General features: G+C 65.0%; 10 protein-coding genes. 4 read left to right on the top strand and 6 right to left on the bottom strand.

All coding sequences use genetic code 11. The features are described 5' to 3' along the window. Window positions 1-124: 124 nt before the first annotated feature. Window positions 125-1,585 (bottom strand): D-alanyl-D-alanine carboxypeptidase/D-alanyl-D-alanine-endopeptidase, encoded by a 1,461-nt coding sequence (dacB, locus tag CAG33_RS10045; protein ID WP_085577588.1) that lies wholly within the window; start codon window positions 1,583-1,585, stop codon window positions 125-127. Window positions 1,586-1,819: 234 nt separating this feature from the next. Here dacB and CAG33_RS10040 point away from each other — a divergent pair, with 234 nt between their 5' ends. Continuing rightward, on the top strand, window positions 1,820-2,161 hold the full coding sequence (locus tag CAG33_RS10040) for a YggL family protein (RefSeq protein ID WP_085577587.1): 342 nt from the start codon (window positions 1,820-1,822) through the stop codon (window positions 2,159-2,161). Between the two features lie 57 nt (window positions 2,162-2,218). On the opposite strand, the gene CAG33_RS10035 is transcribed toward CAG33_RS10040, so the two are convergent. Next, entirely contained in the window at window positions 2,219-3,409 is a 1,191-nt protein-coding gene (locus tag CAG33_RS10035; protein WP_085638207.1) for a benzoate/H(+) symporter BenE family transporter, read from the bottom strand. Between the two features lie 282 nt (window positions 3,410-3,691). On the opposite strand from CAG33_RS10035, the gene CAG33_RS10030 reads away from it, so the two are divergent. Then, window positions 3,692-4,456, top strand: a complete 765-nt coding sequence (locus tag CAG33_RS10030; protein ID WP_085577585.1) for a GntR family transcriptional regulator — start codon at window positions 3,692-3,694, stop codon at window positions 4,454-4,456. Window positions 4,457-4,699: 243 nt separating this feature from the next. Here CAG33_RS10030 and guaD read toward each other — a convergent pair whose 3' ends face one another. From guaD to xdhA, 4 genes are all read right to left on the bottom strand, one after another. After that, on the bottom strand, window positions 4,700-6,004 hold the full coding sequence (gene guaD / locus CAG33_RS10025) for a guanine deaminase (RefSeq protein ID WP_085638204.1): 1,305 nt from the start codon (window positions 6,002-6,004) through the stop codon (window positions 4,700-4,702). Between the two features lie 8 nt (window positions 6,005-6,012). Further along, window positions 6,013-6,870, bottom strand: a complete 858-nt coding sequence (gene xdhC, locus CAG33_RS10020; protein ID WP_085638201.1) for a xanthine dehydrogenase accessory protein XdhC — start codon at window positions 6,868-6,870, stop codon at window positions 6,013-6,015. A 322-nt stretch (window positions 6,871-7,192) separates the two neighbouring features. Further along, window positions 7,193-9,592 (bottom strand): xanthine dehydrogenase molybdopterin binding subunit, encoded by a 2,400-nt coding sequence (xdhB, locus tag CAG33_RS10015; RefSeq protein WP_085577582.1) that lies wholly within the window; start codon window positions 9,590-9,592, stop codon window positions 7,193-7,195. Then, window positions 9,585-11,039, bottom strand: a complete 1,455-nt coding sequence (gene xdhA / locus CAG33_RS10010) for a xanthine dehydrogenase small subunit (RefSeq protein ID WP_085638197.1) — start codon at window positions 11,037-11,039, stop codon at window positions 9,585-9,587. The genes xdhB and xdhA overlap by 8 nt, the downstream gene beginning before the upstream one ends. Window positions 11,040-11,306: 267 nt before the next feature. On the opposite strand from xdhA, the gene CAG33_RS10005 reads away from it, so the two are divergent. Further along, window positions 11,307-11,966 carry a GntR family transcriptional regulator gene (locus CAG33_RS10005; RefSeq protein WP_085577580.1) on the top strand — a complete coding sequence of 220 codons (660 nt, stop codon included), beginning with the start codon at window positions 11,307-11,309 and terminating at the stop codon, window positions 11,964-11,966. Between the two features lie 2 nt (window positions 11,967-11,968). Beyond that, on the top strand, window positions 11,969-15,457 hold the full coding sequence (smc, locus tag CAG33_RS10000) for a chromosome segregation protein SMC (protein ID WP_085638194.1): 3,489 nt from the start codon (window positions 11,969-11,971) through the stop codon (window positions 15,455-15,457). The last annotated feature ends 156 nt before the right edge of the window (window positions 15,458-15,613 follow it).

Here is a 15,613-nt window from a genome sequence, read left to right as displayed (position 1 = left end):
CGCTGGCACACGGCTGTGCGGCGACCACGGATTCTGGCGTCGCCGATGTCCCGGTGGGAGCCAGCCCGCTGGCGATGGCGTCAGCCAAGGCACCGCCCGGCAGGCGCCCCCACAGAGAAAACGCTTAAAGAACCGACGCGGTCTGCGGCGCCTTCGGCTGGCGGTACAGGTCCAGCAGCACCTGGTCGAGCACCGACGAGGCGCCGAACGGGGCCTTGTCGTTGAGGATCGCCACCACCGCCCAGGTATTGCCGTTATTGTCGCGGCTGAAGCCGGCGATCGCCCGCACGGTGTTCAGGGTGCCGGTCTTGATGTGGGCCTCGCCGCGCATCGCGGTGTTCTTCAGGCGCTTGCGCATGGTGCCGTCGGTGCCGACGATCGGCATCGAGCTGATGTACTCGGCGGCATACGGGCTGTGCCACGCGGCCTGCAGCATGCTGGCCATCTCGCGGGCGCTGACGCGCTCGGCGCGGGACAGGCCGGAGCCGTTCTCCATCACCAGGTGCGGCGCGGTGATGCCTTTCTTCGCCAGCCACTGGCGCACCACGCGCTGGGCCGCCTTGGCGTCGTCGCCGTCGGCCTCGTTGCGAAAGCGCTGGCCCAGGCTCAGGAACAACTGCTGGGCCATGGTGTTGTTGCTGTACTTGTTGATGTCGCGGATGACTTCCGCCAGGTCCGGCGAGAAGGCACGGGCCAGCACCTTGGCGTTGCCCGGCGTCGCGCCCTGGCGATCCTTGCCCTGGATGCTGCCGCCCAGTTCCTTCCAGATCGCCCGCACGGCGCCGGCGGTGTAGGTGGCATGGTCGAGCAGCGACAGGTAGGTCTGCGAGCTGCAGCCTTCGCCCAACTGGCCGCCGACGGTCACGGTCACGCTGCCGTCGGCCTGAGGCACCGGGTTGTAGCGCACGCCGCCGGTGCATTGCTTGGAATTGAGCGCCTTGACCTGGTTGTCGATGCGGATGCTGGCGATCGGCGGCTCCACGGACACCAGCACCCGGCCGTCGTCATTGCGGGCCACGAAGCGCAGGGCCTTGAGGTTGACCAGCAGGGCGTCCGGCTTGACCAGGAACGGTTTGTTCTCGTCGTTGCCGTCGTCGTTGAATTCCGGCAATTGCGGCTGGACGAAGAAATTGCGATCCAGCACCAGGTCGCCGGTGATCTGGGTCACGCCGTTGGCGCGCAGGTCGCGCATCAGCAGCCAGAGTTTCTCCATGTTCAGCTTCGGATCGCCGCCGCCCTTGAGGTAGAGGTTGCCGTTGAGGATGCCGCCGCTCAGGTCGCCGTCGGTGTAGAACTCGGTCTTCCACTGGTGGTTGGGGCCGAGCATTTCCAGGGCCGCGTAGGTGGTCACCAGTTTCATGGTCGAGGCCGGGTTGACCGACACGTCGGCGTTGTACACGGTCGGGGTGCCGGGGCCTTCCAGCGGCACCATCACCAGCGACAGCGCACTGGGCGGCAGCTTGCTGGCCTTGAGGGCCTTTTCGACGTTGGGGGTCAGGGACGTGTTGATGGCGGCGGCGGAAACGGGCAGGGCCAGGGGCAGGAGAAGGCTGGCCAACAGCAGGGGACGCAACGATTTGATCATGTGAAATAAAACCCTACAGCCGAGGGGAAAAAAGAAGGAGGCATGGATGAAAAGGCCCCCGATGGTCATGAAAGTGTCGGCATTATGCCCCAAGGTGTAACAGCTTGTGCCTTTCGCAGGCGGGCCATTTCATGATTTTTTTACAGATGGCCGGGTGCTCGCGCCAGAGAGTCGGGCAATCGGCGCCTTAAACTGCTAAAGTGCCGCCCGTATTTACTCAAGAGGATTGTTCCAATGGCGACTAACCGTTCCCGGCGTCTGCGCAAAAAACTGTGCGTCGATGAATTTCAAGAGCTGGGATGCGAGCTGAACCTGGAGTTCAAAGAAGACCTGTCCGAAGAGGCCATTGATGCGTTCCTCGACGCTTTCCTCAAGGAAGGCATGGAAGCCAACGGTCTGGGCTACGTCGGCGGCGACGACTACGGTCTGATCTGCTCGATCAAGCGCGGTTCGGTCAGCGAAGAGCAGCGCGCCAAGGTTGAAGCCTGGCTGAAGGCCCGCTCGGAACTGACCAGCGTCGAAGTCAGCCCGCTGCTGGACGTGTGGTACCCGGAAAAGCCGATCAATCAGGCTTGATTCCATGAAAGACGGCGACCTGAGGGTCGCCGTTTTTTTATGCCCGTTCTTTCGCGCTCACGCCTTGCGGCCGTTGAGGATCAGCAGGGTCAGCACGCCGGCGACGATGCCCCAGAAGGCCGAACCGATGGAAAACAGCGTCAGCCCCGATGCCGTGACCATGAAGGTGATCAGCGCCGCTTCCCGTTCCTTGACCTCGCTCATGGCGATGCTCAGGCCGTTGATGATCGAGCCGAACAGCGCCAGCGCGGCGATCGACAGCACCAGTTCCTTGGGCAGCGCGGCGAACAGCGCCGCCAGCGTGGCGCCGAACACCCCGGCGATGCCGTAGAACACCCCGCACCACACCGCGGCGGTGTAGCGCTTGTTGCGGTCTTCATGGGCGTGGGGGCCGGTGCAGATCGCTGCGCTGATGGCCGCCAGGTTGATGCCGTGGGAGCCGAACGGCGCCAGCAGCAGCGACGCCACCCCGGTGGCGGTGATCAGCGGCGAGGCCGGCACGTTGTAGCCGTCGGCGCGCAGCACGGCGACGCCGGGCATGTTCTGCGAGGTCATGGCCACCACGAACAGCGGGATGCCGATGCTGATGGTGGCGGCGAGGGAGAAGTGCGGGGTGGTCCAGACCGGCGTCGCCACTTCCAGGCGGAAACCGCTGAAATCGAGCAGGCCCAGGACTCCCGACAGCGCGGTGCCCACCAGCAGCGCGGCCAGCACCGCATAGCGCGGCGACAGACGCTTGACCGCCAGATAGGTGAAGAACATCCCCAGCACCAGCCCGGTGCGGTGCTGCGCGGCGACGAAGATTTCGCTGCCGATCTTGAACAGGATCCCCGCCAGCAGCGCCGCCGCCAGCGACGCCGGGATCTTTTTCACCAGCCGCTCGAAACTGCCGGTCAGGCCGCAGACCGTCACCAGCACGGCGCAGGTGATGTAGGCGCCGATGGCCTCGCCGTAGCTGACGCCGCCCAGGCTTGTGATCAGCAGCGCCGCGCCCGGCGTGGACCAGGCGATGGTGATCGGTGTGCGGTAGCGCAGGGACAGGCCGATGGAGCACACCGCCATGCCGACGGAGATCGCCCAGATCCACGAGGAGATCTGCCCGCTGGTCAGGCCCGCCGCTTGCCCGGCCTGGAACATCAGCACCAGCGAACTGGTGTAGCCGGTCATCATCGCGATGAACCCGGCGACGATGGCCGAAGGGGAGGTGTCGGCCAGCGGGCGCAGCCGGGCGTGGGTGACGTCGTTCATGACGGCGGTGTTCCTTGTACTGATGAAGAGGCCCGCCATCGCCGGCAGGCTGGCGCCCACGGGGGACGGGGACAGGGGCGGGCGGCGGATTCTGCGAACAAGCCTAAACTCAAACGTAACGAAGCGTTGCGATACAGCCGAAGCCGCAAACAGCCGTACAGTCGTGTTGCCACCTTCCATTGTGTACAATCGCGCTGTTTTTTACGCGATACTTGCCAGCGACCCACTGCGCCGTATTACAGTTTCCGCTAATCCGCCGCCGTTCTCCCGACCCGAGTGCCCATGAACGATCAGTTGCAACCCCTCAAGAAACAACCGCGAGCAGGCAAAGCCGGCCGCAGCGGAACCCAGGACGACATCGTCTATGCGCATATCTTCGAGGCCATCCTCGAACAGCGCCTGGCGCCCGGCACCAAGTTGAGCGAAGAAGCGCTGGGGGAAATCTTCGGGGTCAGCCGCACCATCATCCGCCGCGCGCTGTCGCGCCTGGCCCATGAAGGCGTGGTGCTGTTGCGGCCGAACCGTGGCGCGGTGGTGGCCAGCCCGAGCGTCGAAGAGGCGCGGCAAGTGTTCCTGGCCCGTCGCCTGGTGGAGCGGGCGATCACCGAGCTCGCCGTGCAGCACGCGACCGCCGAGCAGATCGCCGAATTGCGCCAGATGGTCAACGACGAACGCGACAGCTTCTCCCGCGGCGACCGCGGCGCCGGCATCCGGCTGTCGGGCGAGTTCCACCTGAAACTGGCCGAAGCGGCGAAGAACGCGCCGTTGATCAGCTTCCAGCGCAGCCTGGTCTCGCAGACCTCGCTGATCATCGCCCAGTACGAAAGCGGCAACCGTTCCCACTGTTCCTACGACGAACACACCCAACTGATCGACGCCATCGAAAAGCGCGACGGCGAGCTGGCGGTGAACCTGATGATGCACCACATGGATCACATCGACAGCAAGCTCAACCTCGATGAGGAAAGCGCGTCGGACGACCTGCACGCGGTGTTCTCGCACCTGTTGCAGACCAAGAAGCCGGGGCGTCCTGCGGCCAAGCTCTGAGCCGCAAGCATCCTCAGCCCGCTGCGGTGCCCTGACTGACGCCATCGCCAGCAGGCTGGCTCCCACGGTGTCATGCAGTGGCGACAGATTCTGCAAACACCCCAACTCCTGTGGGTTCCAGCCTGTTGGCGATGGCTGCATGCACAATCCTGTGGGAGCTGGCTTGCCAGCGATGAGGCCCTGACCGGCAACAAAAATCCCCCGGACCGAAAAGGCCCGGGGGATTTTTTATGCCTCAACGACTCAGCGCTGATGCACCAGCGCACCGGCGGCGTAGGTCTGCGCCACAGTGCGGTCATCCCCCAGCGTCATCAGCACGAACAGCGTCTCGGCGATGTTGTTCGCCTGCTTCAGGCGATAGCCCAGCAGCGGCGTGGCGTTGTAGTCCAGCACCAGGAAGTCGGCGTCGGTGCCCGGCTGCAGGTTGCCGATCTTGTCTTCCAGGCGCAGCGCCCGGGCACCGCCGAGGGTGGCCAGGTACAGCGACTTGAACGGGCTCAGGCGGGCGCCTTGCAGCTGCATCACCTTGTAGGCTTCGTTCAGGGTCTGCAGCAGCGAGAAACTGGTGCCGCCGCCCACGTCCGTGCCCAGGCCGACGTTGAGCTTGTGCTTCTCGGCCATCGGCAGGTTGAACAGGCCGCTGCCGAGGAAGAAGTTCGAGGTCGGGCAGAACGAAATCGCCGAGCCGGTCTCCGCCAGCCGCGCGCATTCCTCGTCGCACAGGTGCACGCCGTGGGCGAACACCGAGCGCTCGCCGAGCAGCCGGTAGTGGTCGTAGACGTCCAGGTAGCCCTTGCGCTCCGGGAACAGTGCCTTGACCCACTCGATTTCCTTGAGGTTTTCGCTGATGTGGGTCTGCATGTACAGATCCGGGTATTCGGTGAGCAACTGGCCGGCGAGGGTGAGCTGTTCCGGGGTGCTGGTGGGGGCGAAGCGCGGGGTGACCGCGTAGTGCAGGCGGCCCTTGCCGTGCCAGCGCTCGATCAGCGCCTTGCTGTCCAGGTAGCTGGATTCGGCGGTGTCGGTCAGGTAGTCCGGCGCGTTGCGATCCATCATCACCTTGCCGGCGATCATGCGCAGGTCCAGCTTCTCGGCGGCCTCGAAGAATGAGTTCACCGACTGCGGGTGCACGCTGCCGAACACCAGCGCGGTGGTGGTGCCGTTACGCAGCAGTTCCTTGATGAAGATGTCGGCCACCTCGTCGGCGTGGGCCTTGTCGCCGAACTGGCTTTCGCATGGGAAGGTGTAGGTGTTCAGCCAGTCCAGCAGTTGCTCGCCGTAGGCGCCGACCATGCCGGTCTGCGGCAGGTGGATGTGGGTGTCGATGAAGCCCGGGGTGATCAGCGCGTCCTGGTAGTGGGTGATCTCGATGTCCGCCGCCAGGGTCGGCAGCAGTTCGCTGGCGTGGCCCAGGGCGCTGATCTTGCCGTCGTCGACCACCAGCAGGCCGTCCTCGAAGTATTCGTGGGAGGCTTCGATGCCGACCTCGGCGGGGTCGGCGATGCTGTGCAGGATGGCGGCGCGGTAGGCTTTGCGGGTCAAAGGCATGACGGTTCTCAATTTGAGGCTTTAAGGTGGGCGGCCTGGCTGCGGCGGGAAACCGGCAGCAGCTTGGCGATCGGTTCGGCGCCGGCGGTGTGCTGGCCGAAGTTGGCGTTGTAGGTGGCGATGATCTCGCCGGCGATGGAGATGGCGATTTCCGCAGGCAGCTTGCCTTTGACTTCGCCGATGCCCATCGGGCAGCGCATGCGTTGCACGACGCCGGCGTCGAAGCCGCGGTCACGCAGGCGGTGTTCGAACTTGGCGCGCTTGGTCTTGGAGCCGATCAGGCCGAAGTAGGCGAAGTCGTTGCGCTTGAGGATCGCGGCGGTGAGCTCCAGGTCCAGCTGATGGTTGTGGGTCATGACGATGCAGTAGCTGCCGGCGGGCAGGTCGTCGATTTCATCCACGGGCTCTTCGGCGACGATCTTGCGCACGCCGTGGGGGATCTGTCCGGGGAATTCCTCTTCCCGCGAATCGATCCAGCGCACCCGGCACGGCAGGCCGGCGAGCAGCGGCACCAGCGCCCGGCCGACATGGCCGGCGCCGAATACGGCGACCTGCGCCTGCACCTGGCCCATCGGCTCGAACAGCAGCACGGTGGCGCCGCCGCAGCACTGGCCGAGGCTGGCGCCGAGGCTGAAGCGCTCCAGGTGGGTGTCCTGCCGGCCGCTGGCGAGCATGTCGCGGGCGATCTGCATGGCCTTGTATTCCAGGTGCCCGCCGCCGATGGTGTCGAACGCCTGACGGGCGCTGACGACCATTTTCGAGCCGGCGTTGCGCGGCGTCGAGCCGAGCTCTTCGATGATGGTCACCAGCACGTAGGGCTCGCCCTGGTTCTGCAGGTCGGCGAGGGCGTCGATCCAGTTGTACATGTTCACCTCGACATCGTCGTTGTCTGTTCGGGCCTTATCGCTGGCAAGCCAGCTCCCACAGTGTTTGGTGGTGCTCACAGAATCCGGAATCTATCCGGACCTGTCGGAGCTGGCTCCACAGTGTTTGGTGGTGCTCACAGAATCCGGAATCTATCCGGCCCTGTCGGAGCTGGCTCCACAGTGTTTGGTGGTGCTCACAGAGTCCGGAATCTATCCGGACCTGTCGGAGCTGGCTCCCACAGTGTTTTGTGGTGTCCACAGAAACCGGATTCCACCCGGATCCTGTGGGAGCTGGCTTGCCAGCGATCGGCGCGCCTCGGTCTCAGAGCGGAGCCAGCTCGGTTTCGGCCTCGACCGCTTTCGCGACCTTCAGCCGGCGCATCTGCTCGCAGCCCCACAGCACCCGCTCCGGCGTCGCCGGGGCGTCGATCTTGGGCTGGTGCCTGTAGTCGCCGAGGCTCGCCACGGCATCCTTGATCGCGCACCAGGCCGCGATGCCGAGCATGAACGGCGGCTCGCCCACGGCCTTGGAATGGAACACGGTGTCTTCCGGGTTCTTGCGGTTCTCCACCAGCTTCACCCGCAGGTCCACTGGCATGTCCGCCACGGCCGGGATCTTGTAGCTGGCCGGGCCGTTGGTCATCAGCTTGCCCTTGTTGTTCCACACCAGCTCTTCGGTGGTCAGCCAACCCATGCCCTGGACGAAGCCGCCCTCGACCTGGCCGATGTCGATGGCCGGGTTCAGCGAGGCGCCGACGTCGTGGAGGATGTCGGTGCGCAGCATCTTGTACTCGCCGGTCAGGGTGTCGACGATCACCTCGCAGCACGCCGCGCCGAAGGCGAAGTAGTAGAACGGCCGGCCGCGGGCCTGGCTGCGGTCGTAGTAGATCTTCGGGGTCTTGTAGAACCCGGTGCTCGACAGCGACACCTGATTGAAATACGCCTGCTGGATCAGCGCCTCGAAGGTCAGGATGTGATCGCGGATGCGCACATGGCCGTTGTGGAACACCACGTCCTCTTCGCTGACCTTGTACTGGCGGGCGGCGAATTCGATCAGGCGTTTCTTGATGGTCTCGGCAGCGTTCTGCGCGGCCTTGCCGTTGAGGTCGGCGCCGCTGGAGGCGGCGGTCGGCGAGGTGTTCGGCACCTTGTCGGTGTTGGTCGCGGTGATCTGCACCCGGTCGATCTCGACCTGGAACACTTCGGCCACCACCTGGGCGACTTTGGTGTTCAGGCCCTGGCCCATTTCCGTGCCGCCGTGGTTCAGGTGGATGCTGCCGTCGGTGTAGACGTGCACCAAGGCCCCGGCCTGGTTGAGAAAACTGGCGGTGAAGGAAATGCCGAACTTCACCGGGGTCAGCGCCAGGCCTTTCTTCAGGATCGGGCTGTTGGCGTTGTAGCGGCGGATCGCTTCGCGGCGCTCGGCGTACTGGCTGCTCTCTTCCAGCTCGGCGGTCATTTCCTCGAGCATGTTGTGCTCGACCGTCTGGTAGTAGTGGGTGACGTTGCGCTCGGTCTTGCCGTAGTAGTTGGCTTTGCGCACCGCCAGCGGATCGAGGTTCAGGTGGCGGGCGATGGCGTCCATCACCTCTTCGATGGCGACCATCCCCTGCGGGCCGCCGAAGCCGCGGTAGGCGGTGTTCGAGGCTGTGTTGGTCTTGCAGCGGTGACCGTTGATGGTCGCGTCGCCCAGGTAGTACGAGTTGTCGGAGTGGAACATCGCCCGGTCGACGATGGACGCCGACAGGTCCGGTGAGCAACCGCAGTTGCCGGCCAGTTCCATGGCGATGCCGTGCAGGCGCCCGGTGCTGTCGAAGCCGACGTCGTACTCGACGTAGAAGGGGTGGCGCTTGCCGGTCATCAGCATGTCCTCGACCCGCGGCAGGCGCATCTTGGTCGGCTGGCCGGTGAGGTGCGCGACCACCGCGCACAGGCACGCGGGGCTGGCGGCCTGGGTTTCCTTGCCGCCGAAGCCGCCGCCCATGCGGCGCATGTCGACCACCACCTTGTTCATCGACACGTCCAGCACTTCGGCCACCAGCTTCTGCACTTCGGTGGGGTTCTGCGTGGAGCAGTAGACGATCATGCCGCCGTCTTCGGTGGGCATCACCGAGGAAATCTGCGTCTCCAGGTAGAAATGCTCCTGGCCGCCGATGTGCAAGGTGCCCTGGATGCGGTGTTCGGCGGTGGCCAGCGCGTTGGCCGAGTCGCCGCGTTGGTGGGTGTGGCTGTCCAGGACGAAGTGGCGTTTGCGCAGGGCTTCGACCACGTCCAGCACAGGCTCCAGGTCTTCGTATTCGACGATCGCGGCCATGGCGGCCTTGCGAGCGGTCTCAAGGTCCCGGGCGGCCACGGCCAGCACCGGCTGACCGACGAACTGCACGTCATCGATGGCCAGCAGCGGGTCGCCCGGCAGCAGCGGGCCGATGTCCTTCAGGCCCGGCACGTCCTCGTGGGTGATGGCGATGCGCACGCCTTCGAAGGCGTAGCAGGGGCTGGTGTCGATGCGCAGGATCTTCGCGTGGGCGCGGTCCGACAGCCGCGCGTAGACGTGAAGCTGGTTGGGGAATTCCAGGCGGTCGTCGATGTACTGCGCTTCACCGGACACATGCTTGGCGGCGCTGTCGTGCTTGACGCTGCGGCCGACACCGGTGGTCAGGTCCTGGGCGAACAGTTGCGCCAGCTCGGCCTGGGACTTCTCTGCGGCGTGATGGTTAGACATAAGCGGTCACCCGGGTCTCGATGTGCGGTGTTTGCAGTTCGATGAAGTACTTGCGCAGCAGGTTCTGCGCGCTGAGCAGGCGGTATTCCTTGCTGGCGCGAAAGTCCGAGAGCGGCGTGAAGTCATCGGCCAGGGCGGCGCAGGCGCGTTCGACCACGGCGTTGCCGAACGGCTGGCCCAAAAGGACGGCTTCGCAGTGGGTGGCGCGTTTGGGGATCGCGGCCATGCCGCCGAAGGCGACGCGGGCGTCGGCGATCACGCCGTTGTCGATGCGCAGATTGAACGCGGCGCAGACGGCGGAGATGTCGTCGTCCAGGCGCTTGGACACCTTGTACGCACGGAAAAGCTGCTCGGCGCTGGCGCGGGGCACGATGATCTTCTCGATGAATTCGCTTTCCTGGCGGGCGGTCACCCGGTAATCGATGAAGTAATCCTCCAGGGCCAGGGTGCGCCGGGTGTCGCCCTTGCACAGCACGATCTGCGCGCCGAGGGCGATCAGCAGGGGCGGGGAGTCGCCGATCGGCGAGGCGTTGCCGATGTTGCCGCCCAGGGTGCCCTGGTTGCGGATCTGCAGGGAGGCGAAGCGGTGCAGCAGTTCGCCGAAGTCCGGGTATTCGGCGTTCAGGGCGTCGTAGCAGTCGGAGAGGGCGGCGGCCGCGCCGATCTCCAGGCGGTCGTCGAAGCGCTCGATGCGCTTCATTTCGGCGACATTGCCCACGTAGATCATCACCGGCAGCGGCCGGTGGAACTGGGTGACCTCCAGCGCCAGGTCAGTGCCGCCGGCCAGCAGGCGGGCCTGTGGATAAGCGTCGTAGAGGTCGGCCAGGTCGGCGACGGTCAGCGGCACCAGGCAACGCTTGTCGCCGCTGTTGAGTTCGCCGATGTCGGTGGGGGCGATGGCCTTGAGGCGGGCGATGGTCTCGGTTTCGCGGGCGTCGAACTGGTCCGCCTGCTTGCCGCAGCACGACTGCTCGGCGGCGGCCAGGATCGGCCGGTAGCCGGTGCAGCGGCAGAGGTTGCCGGCCAGCGCTTCGTGGGCCTTGTGGGTGTCCGGCGCGTCGCTGTTCTTTTGCAGGGCGAACAGCGACATCACGAAACCGGGGGTGCAGAAGCCGCACTGCGAACCGTGGCACTCGACCATGGCCTTCTGCACGCTGTGCAGTTCGCCCTTGTGCTTGAGGTCTTCGACGCTGATCAACTGCTTGCCGTGCAGGGACGAAACGAACGTCAGGCACGAGTTGAGGCTGCGGTAGCGGATGCGTTCGCGGCCATCGTCATCCGTCTGCAGTTCGCCGACCACCACGGTGCACGCGCCGCAGTCGCCGCTGGCGCAGCCTTCTTTGGTGCCGGTCTTGCCCACGTGTTCGCGCAGGTAGTTGAGCACCGTCAGGTTCGGGTCCAGGGCGTGCTCGCTTCGGAGTTCCTGGTTGAGTAAAAACTGGATCACGGATGGCCTCGCAGACTCATTATTGTTGTTGACCGATGGGAACCGAATTTAGCAGGTCTGACTTTTCGGTCAATGGTTTTCTGACTTAAAGGTCAGGAAAACTGCTTTTGTCGATCGGCAACGTGTCTCTTCAGTATTGACCCTTGCCGGGATACCCGCTTTTTTGCGGGATTCGTGCCAAAAACCGCCGAGTGGGCACTCCGCCACACCCCCTCAATTGCGCTACACTGCGCCGCTTGTGCAGATCGAAGAGTTTGAAGGACAACCATGACGTTCAAGGCGCCGGACAGCCTCGCCGAGCAAATCGCTCACCACCTCGCCGAACGGATCATCCGCGGCGAAATGAAGCCGGGAGAGCGCATCCAGGAACAGAAGGTCACGCAGGCGCTCAACGTCAGCCGCGGTTCGGTCCGCGAAGCCTTGCTGATCCTCGAACGCCGCCACCTGATCGCGATCCTGCCGCGCCGCGGCGCCCACGTGACCGAGCTGACCGCGCACAAGGTGCGCAGCCTGTGCACGCTGATGAGCGAGCTGTACATCCTGCTCGGCAACTCGGTGGCCAACGGCTGGCAGGTGCAGGCCGACATGGCGCCGTTCGTGCAGATCCAGCAGCGCCTGGCCGCCAGCTACGCGCGCCAGGACATCCGCTCCTTCGTCGACGACAGCTTCAGCGTGATGCGCGCCGCCTACCCGTTCGCCGACAACCCGTACCTGCAGGAAACCGTCGAGAACCTGCAGCCGGCCATGAGCCGCGCCTACTTCCTGGCGCTGGAGCAGCGCAAGGCCGAGATGAGCGAGTTCCTCGAACTGTTCGAACGCCTGCTGGCCGCGGTGCTCGCCCGTGACCTGCCGCAGATCCGCATCGTGCTGACGGCGTACGCCCAGCGCAGCTGCGATCTGGTGGTGTCTGCCCTGACGGCGGCCTGACCTTGCGGCTCAAGTGCATCAAGCTGGCGGGGTTCAAGTCCTTCGTCGATCCGACCACGGTCAACTTCCCCAGCAACATGGCGGCGGTGGTCGGGCCGAACGGCTGCGGCAAGTCGAACATCATCGACGCCGTGCGCTGGGTCATGGGCGAGAGCTCGGCCAAGAACCTGCGCGGCGAGTCGATGACCGACGTCATCTTCAACGGTTCGACCAGCCGCAAGCCGGTGAGCCAGGCCAGCATCGAACTGGTGTTCGACAACGCCGACGGCACGCTGGTCGGCGAGTACGCGGCCTACGCCGAGATCTCGATCCGCCGCAAAGTCACCCGCGACAGCCAGAACAGCTATTACCTCAACGGCGCCAAGTGCCGCCGCAAGGACATCACCGACATTTTCCTCGGCACCGGCCTCGGCCCGCGCAGCTACTCGATCATCGAGCAGGGGATGATCTCCAAGCTGATCGAGGCCAAGCCGGAAGACCTGCGCAACTTCATCGAAGAGGCGGCGGGGATCTCCAAGTACAAGGAGCGCCGGCGCGAGACGGAAAACCGCATCCGCCGCACCCACGAGAACCTCGCCCGCCTGACCGACCTGCGCGAAGAGCTCGAGCGCCAGCTCGAACGCCTGCACCGCCAGGCCCAGTCCGCCGAGAAGTATCAGGAATACAAGGCCGAAGAGCGTCAGCTCAAGGCGCAACTGTCGGCCCTGCGCTGGCAGGACCTGAACGATCAGGTCGGCCAGCGCGAATCGGTGATCGGCAGCCAGGAAGTCAGCTTCGAGGCGCTGGTCGCCGAGCAGCGCAACGCCGATGCGGCCATCGAACGCCTGCGCGACGGTCACCATGACCTGTCCGAGCGCTTCAATCTGGTGCAGGGGCGCTTCTATTCGGTCGGCGGCGACATCGCCCGGGTCGAGCAGAGCATCCAGCACGGCCAGCAGCGCCTGCGCCAGTTGCAGGACGACCTGAAAGAGGCCGAGCGCGCAAGGCTTGAAACCGAATCGCACCTGGGCCACGACCGCACGCTGCTGCTGACCCTGGCCGAAGAGCTGGACATGCTCACCCCCGAGCAGGAAGTCACCAGCGCCGCCGCCGAGGAATCCGCCGCGGCCCTGGAAGAAGCCGAGCTGACCATGCACGGCTGGCAGGAGCAGTGGGACACCTTCAACCTGGCGTCCGCCGAGCCCCGGCGTCAGGCCGAGGTGCAGCAGGCGCGGATCCAGCAGCTCGAAACCAGCCTGGAACGTCTGGCCGACCGTCAGAAGCGTCTTGGCGAGGAGCGGGCGCTGCTGTCGGCCGATCCGGAAGACGCGGCGATCATGGAATTGAGCGAGCAGCTCGCCGAATCCGAAGCGACCCTCGAGGATCTGCAGACCAGCGAAGAGGCGCAGGTCGAGAAGCTCGAACAGCTGCGCCAGGACCTGCAACAGGCGTTGACCGCCCAGCAGCAGGCCCAGGGCGACCTGCAACGGCTCAACGGCCGTCTGGCGTCGCTGGAGGCCTTGCAGCAGGCGGCGCTCGATCCGGGCACCGGCACCGCCGAGTGGCTGCGCGAGCACCACTTGGCCGAGCGTCCGCGTCTGGCCGAAGGGCTGAAGGTGGAAGCCGGTTGGGAGCTGGCGGTGGAAACCGTGCTTGGCGCCGACCTGCAAGCGGTGCTGGTGGATGATTTCGCCGGTTTGGACCTGTCCGGGTTCGAGCAGGGCGACCTGCGGCTGCTCACCCTGGCCGGCGACGGCGCGCGGATGCCGGGCAGCCTGCTGGACAAGGTCGAGGCGCAGGCCGATCTGTCGCCGTGGCTGGGCCAGGTCAAGCCGGTGGACAGCCTGGAGCAGGCCCTGGCCCTGCGCGCTCAGTTGGGCGCCGGGCAAAGCGCGATCAGCCGCGACGGCTACTGGGTCGGTCGGCATTTCCTGCGGGTGCGCCGTGCCAGCGAGGCCGAAAGTGGCGTGTTGGCGCGGGGGCAGGAAATCGACAACCTGCAGCTCGAACGCGAAGAGCGCGAAGCCACGGTCGAGGCCATGGAAACCCGCCTGCAGAACCTGCGTGCGCAACAGCGCCAGCAGGAGAACGGCCGCGAGCATCTGCGCCGGCTGCTGCAGGACGAGGCCCGTCAGCAAGGCGAGCTCAAGGCTCAGCTATCCGCCGGCAAGGCCAAGATCGAACAATTGACCCTGCGCCGCACCCGCCTGGACGAAGAGCTGATCGAGCTCGACGAGCAGCGGGCGCTGGAGCACGAACACATCGGCGAATCGCGGATGCAGCTGCAGGACGCCCTCGATGCCATGGCCCTGGACACCGAGCAGCGCGAACTGCTGCTGGCCCAGCGCGACAGCCTGCGCGAGCGGCTCGACCGGGTGCGCCAGGAGGCCCGCCAGCACAAGGATCACGCCCATCAACTGGCGGTGCGCCTGGGGTCGTTGCGCGCCCAGCATGATTCCACCCGGCAGGCGCTGGAGCGTCTGGAGATGCAGGCCGAGCGCCTCACGGAAAAGCGTGAGCAGTTGAACCTGAACCTGGAGGAGGGCGAGGCGCCGCTGGAAGAGCTGCGCCTCAAGCTGGAAGAGTTGCTCGAAAAGCGCATGAGCGTCGACGAAGAGCTCAAGACCGCCCAGATCGCCCTGGAAGACGCCGACCGCGAACTGCGCGACGCGGAAAAGCGCCGCACCCAGGCCGAGCAGCAATCGCACCTGATCCGCGGCCAGCTCGAACAGCAGCGCATGGAATGGCAAGCCCTGACCGTGCGCCGCACGGCCCTGCAGGACCAACTGCTGGCCGACGGCTACGACCTGCACGGCGTGCTCAATACCCTGAGCGCCGAAGCCAACGAGAAGGACGCCGAAGAGGAACTGGAACGCATCGCCGCGCGCATTCAGCGCCTGGGTGCGATCAACCTCGCGGCGATCGACGAATATCAGCAACAATCCGAGCGTAAACGTTATCTGGATGCCCAGGACGCCGATCTGGTGGAAGCGCTGGAGACCCTGGAAAACGTCATCCGCAAGATCGACAAGGAGACCCGCAACCGCTTCAAGGATACCTTTGATCAGATCAACGGCGGTTTGCAGGCCCTTTTCCCGAAAGTTTTCGGTGGCGGCAGCGCGTATTTGGAACTGACGGGCGAAGATCTACTCGATACAGGGGTGACGATCATGGCGCGGCCGCCAGGAAAGAAGAACAGCACCATCCATTTGCTCTCCGGCGGCGAAAAGGCCCTGACCGCGTTGGCACTGGTCTTTGCGATCTTCAAGTTGAATCCGGCGCCGTTCTGCATGCTCGATGAAGTTGACGCGCCACTGGATGACGCTAACGTTGGACGCTACGCACGATTGGTCAAAGAGATGTCGCAGACGGTGCAGTTCATCTATATCACCCACAACAAGATCGCCATGGAAATGGCCGATCAGCTGATGGGGGTGACGATGCACGAGCCCGGTTGCTCGCGGTTGGTGGCGGTGGATGTCGAGGAGGCGATGGCGATGGTGGATGCCTGAGCCGGTGGGTTGTCGGAAAGGTGTTTTCGGTCTGTAGGACTTCATAACCGGTTCCGACTTGCTGGCCAATCGACATAAACGCGCAAGCCAATGTGACAGACGGTGTAAAGTTGCCTTTGGTCGTGCTAGTTTAATGTCAATTTTTCGTATACGTGG

Source organism: Pseudomonas sp. B3(2017), assembly GCF_002113595.1.
GTDB lineage: Bacteria > Pseudomonadota > Gammaproteobacteria > Pseudomonadales > Pseudomonadaceae > Aquipseudomonas > Aquipseudomonas ekonensis.
The sequence above is the reverse complement of the archived record's forward strand: the minus strand, read 5'-3'. Positions and strand labels throughout refer to the sequence as shown.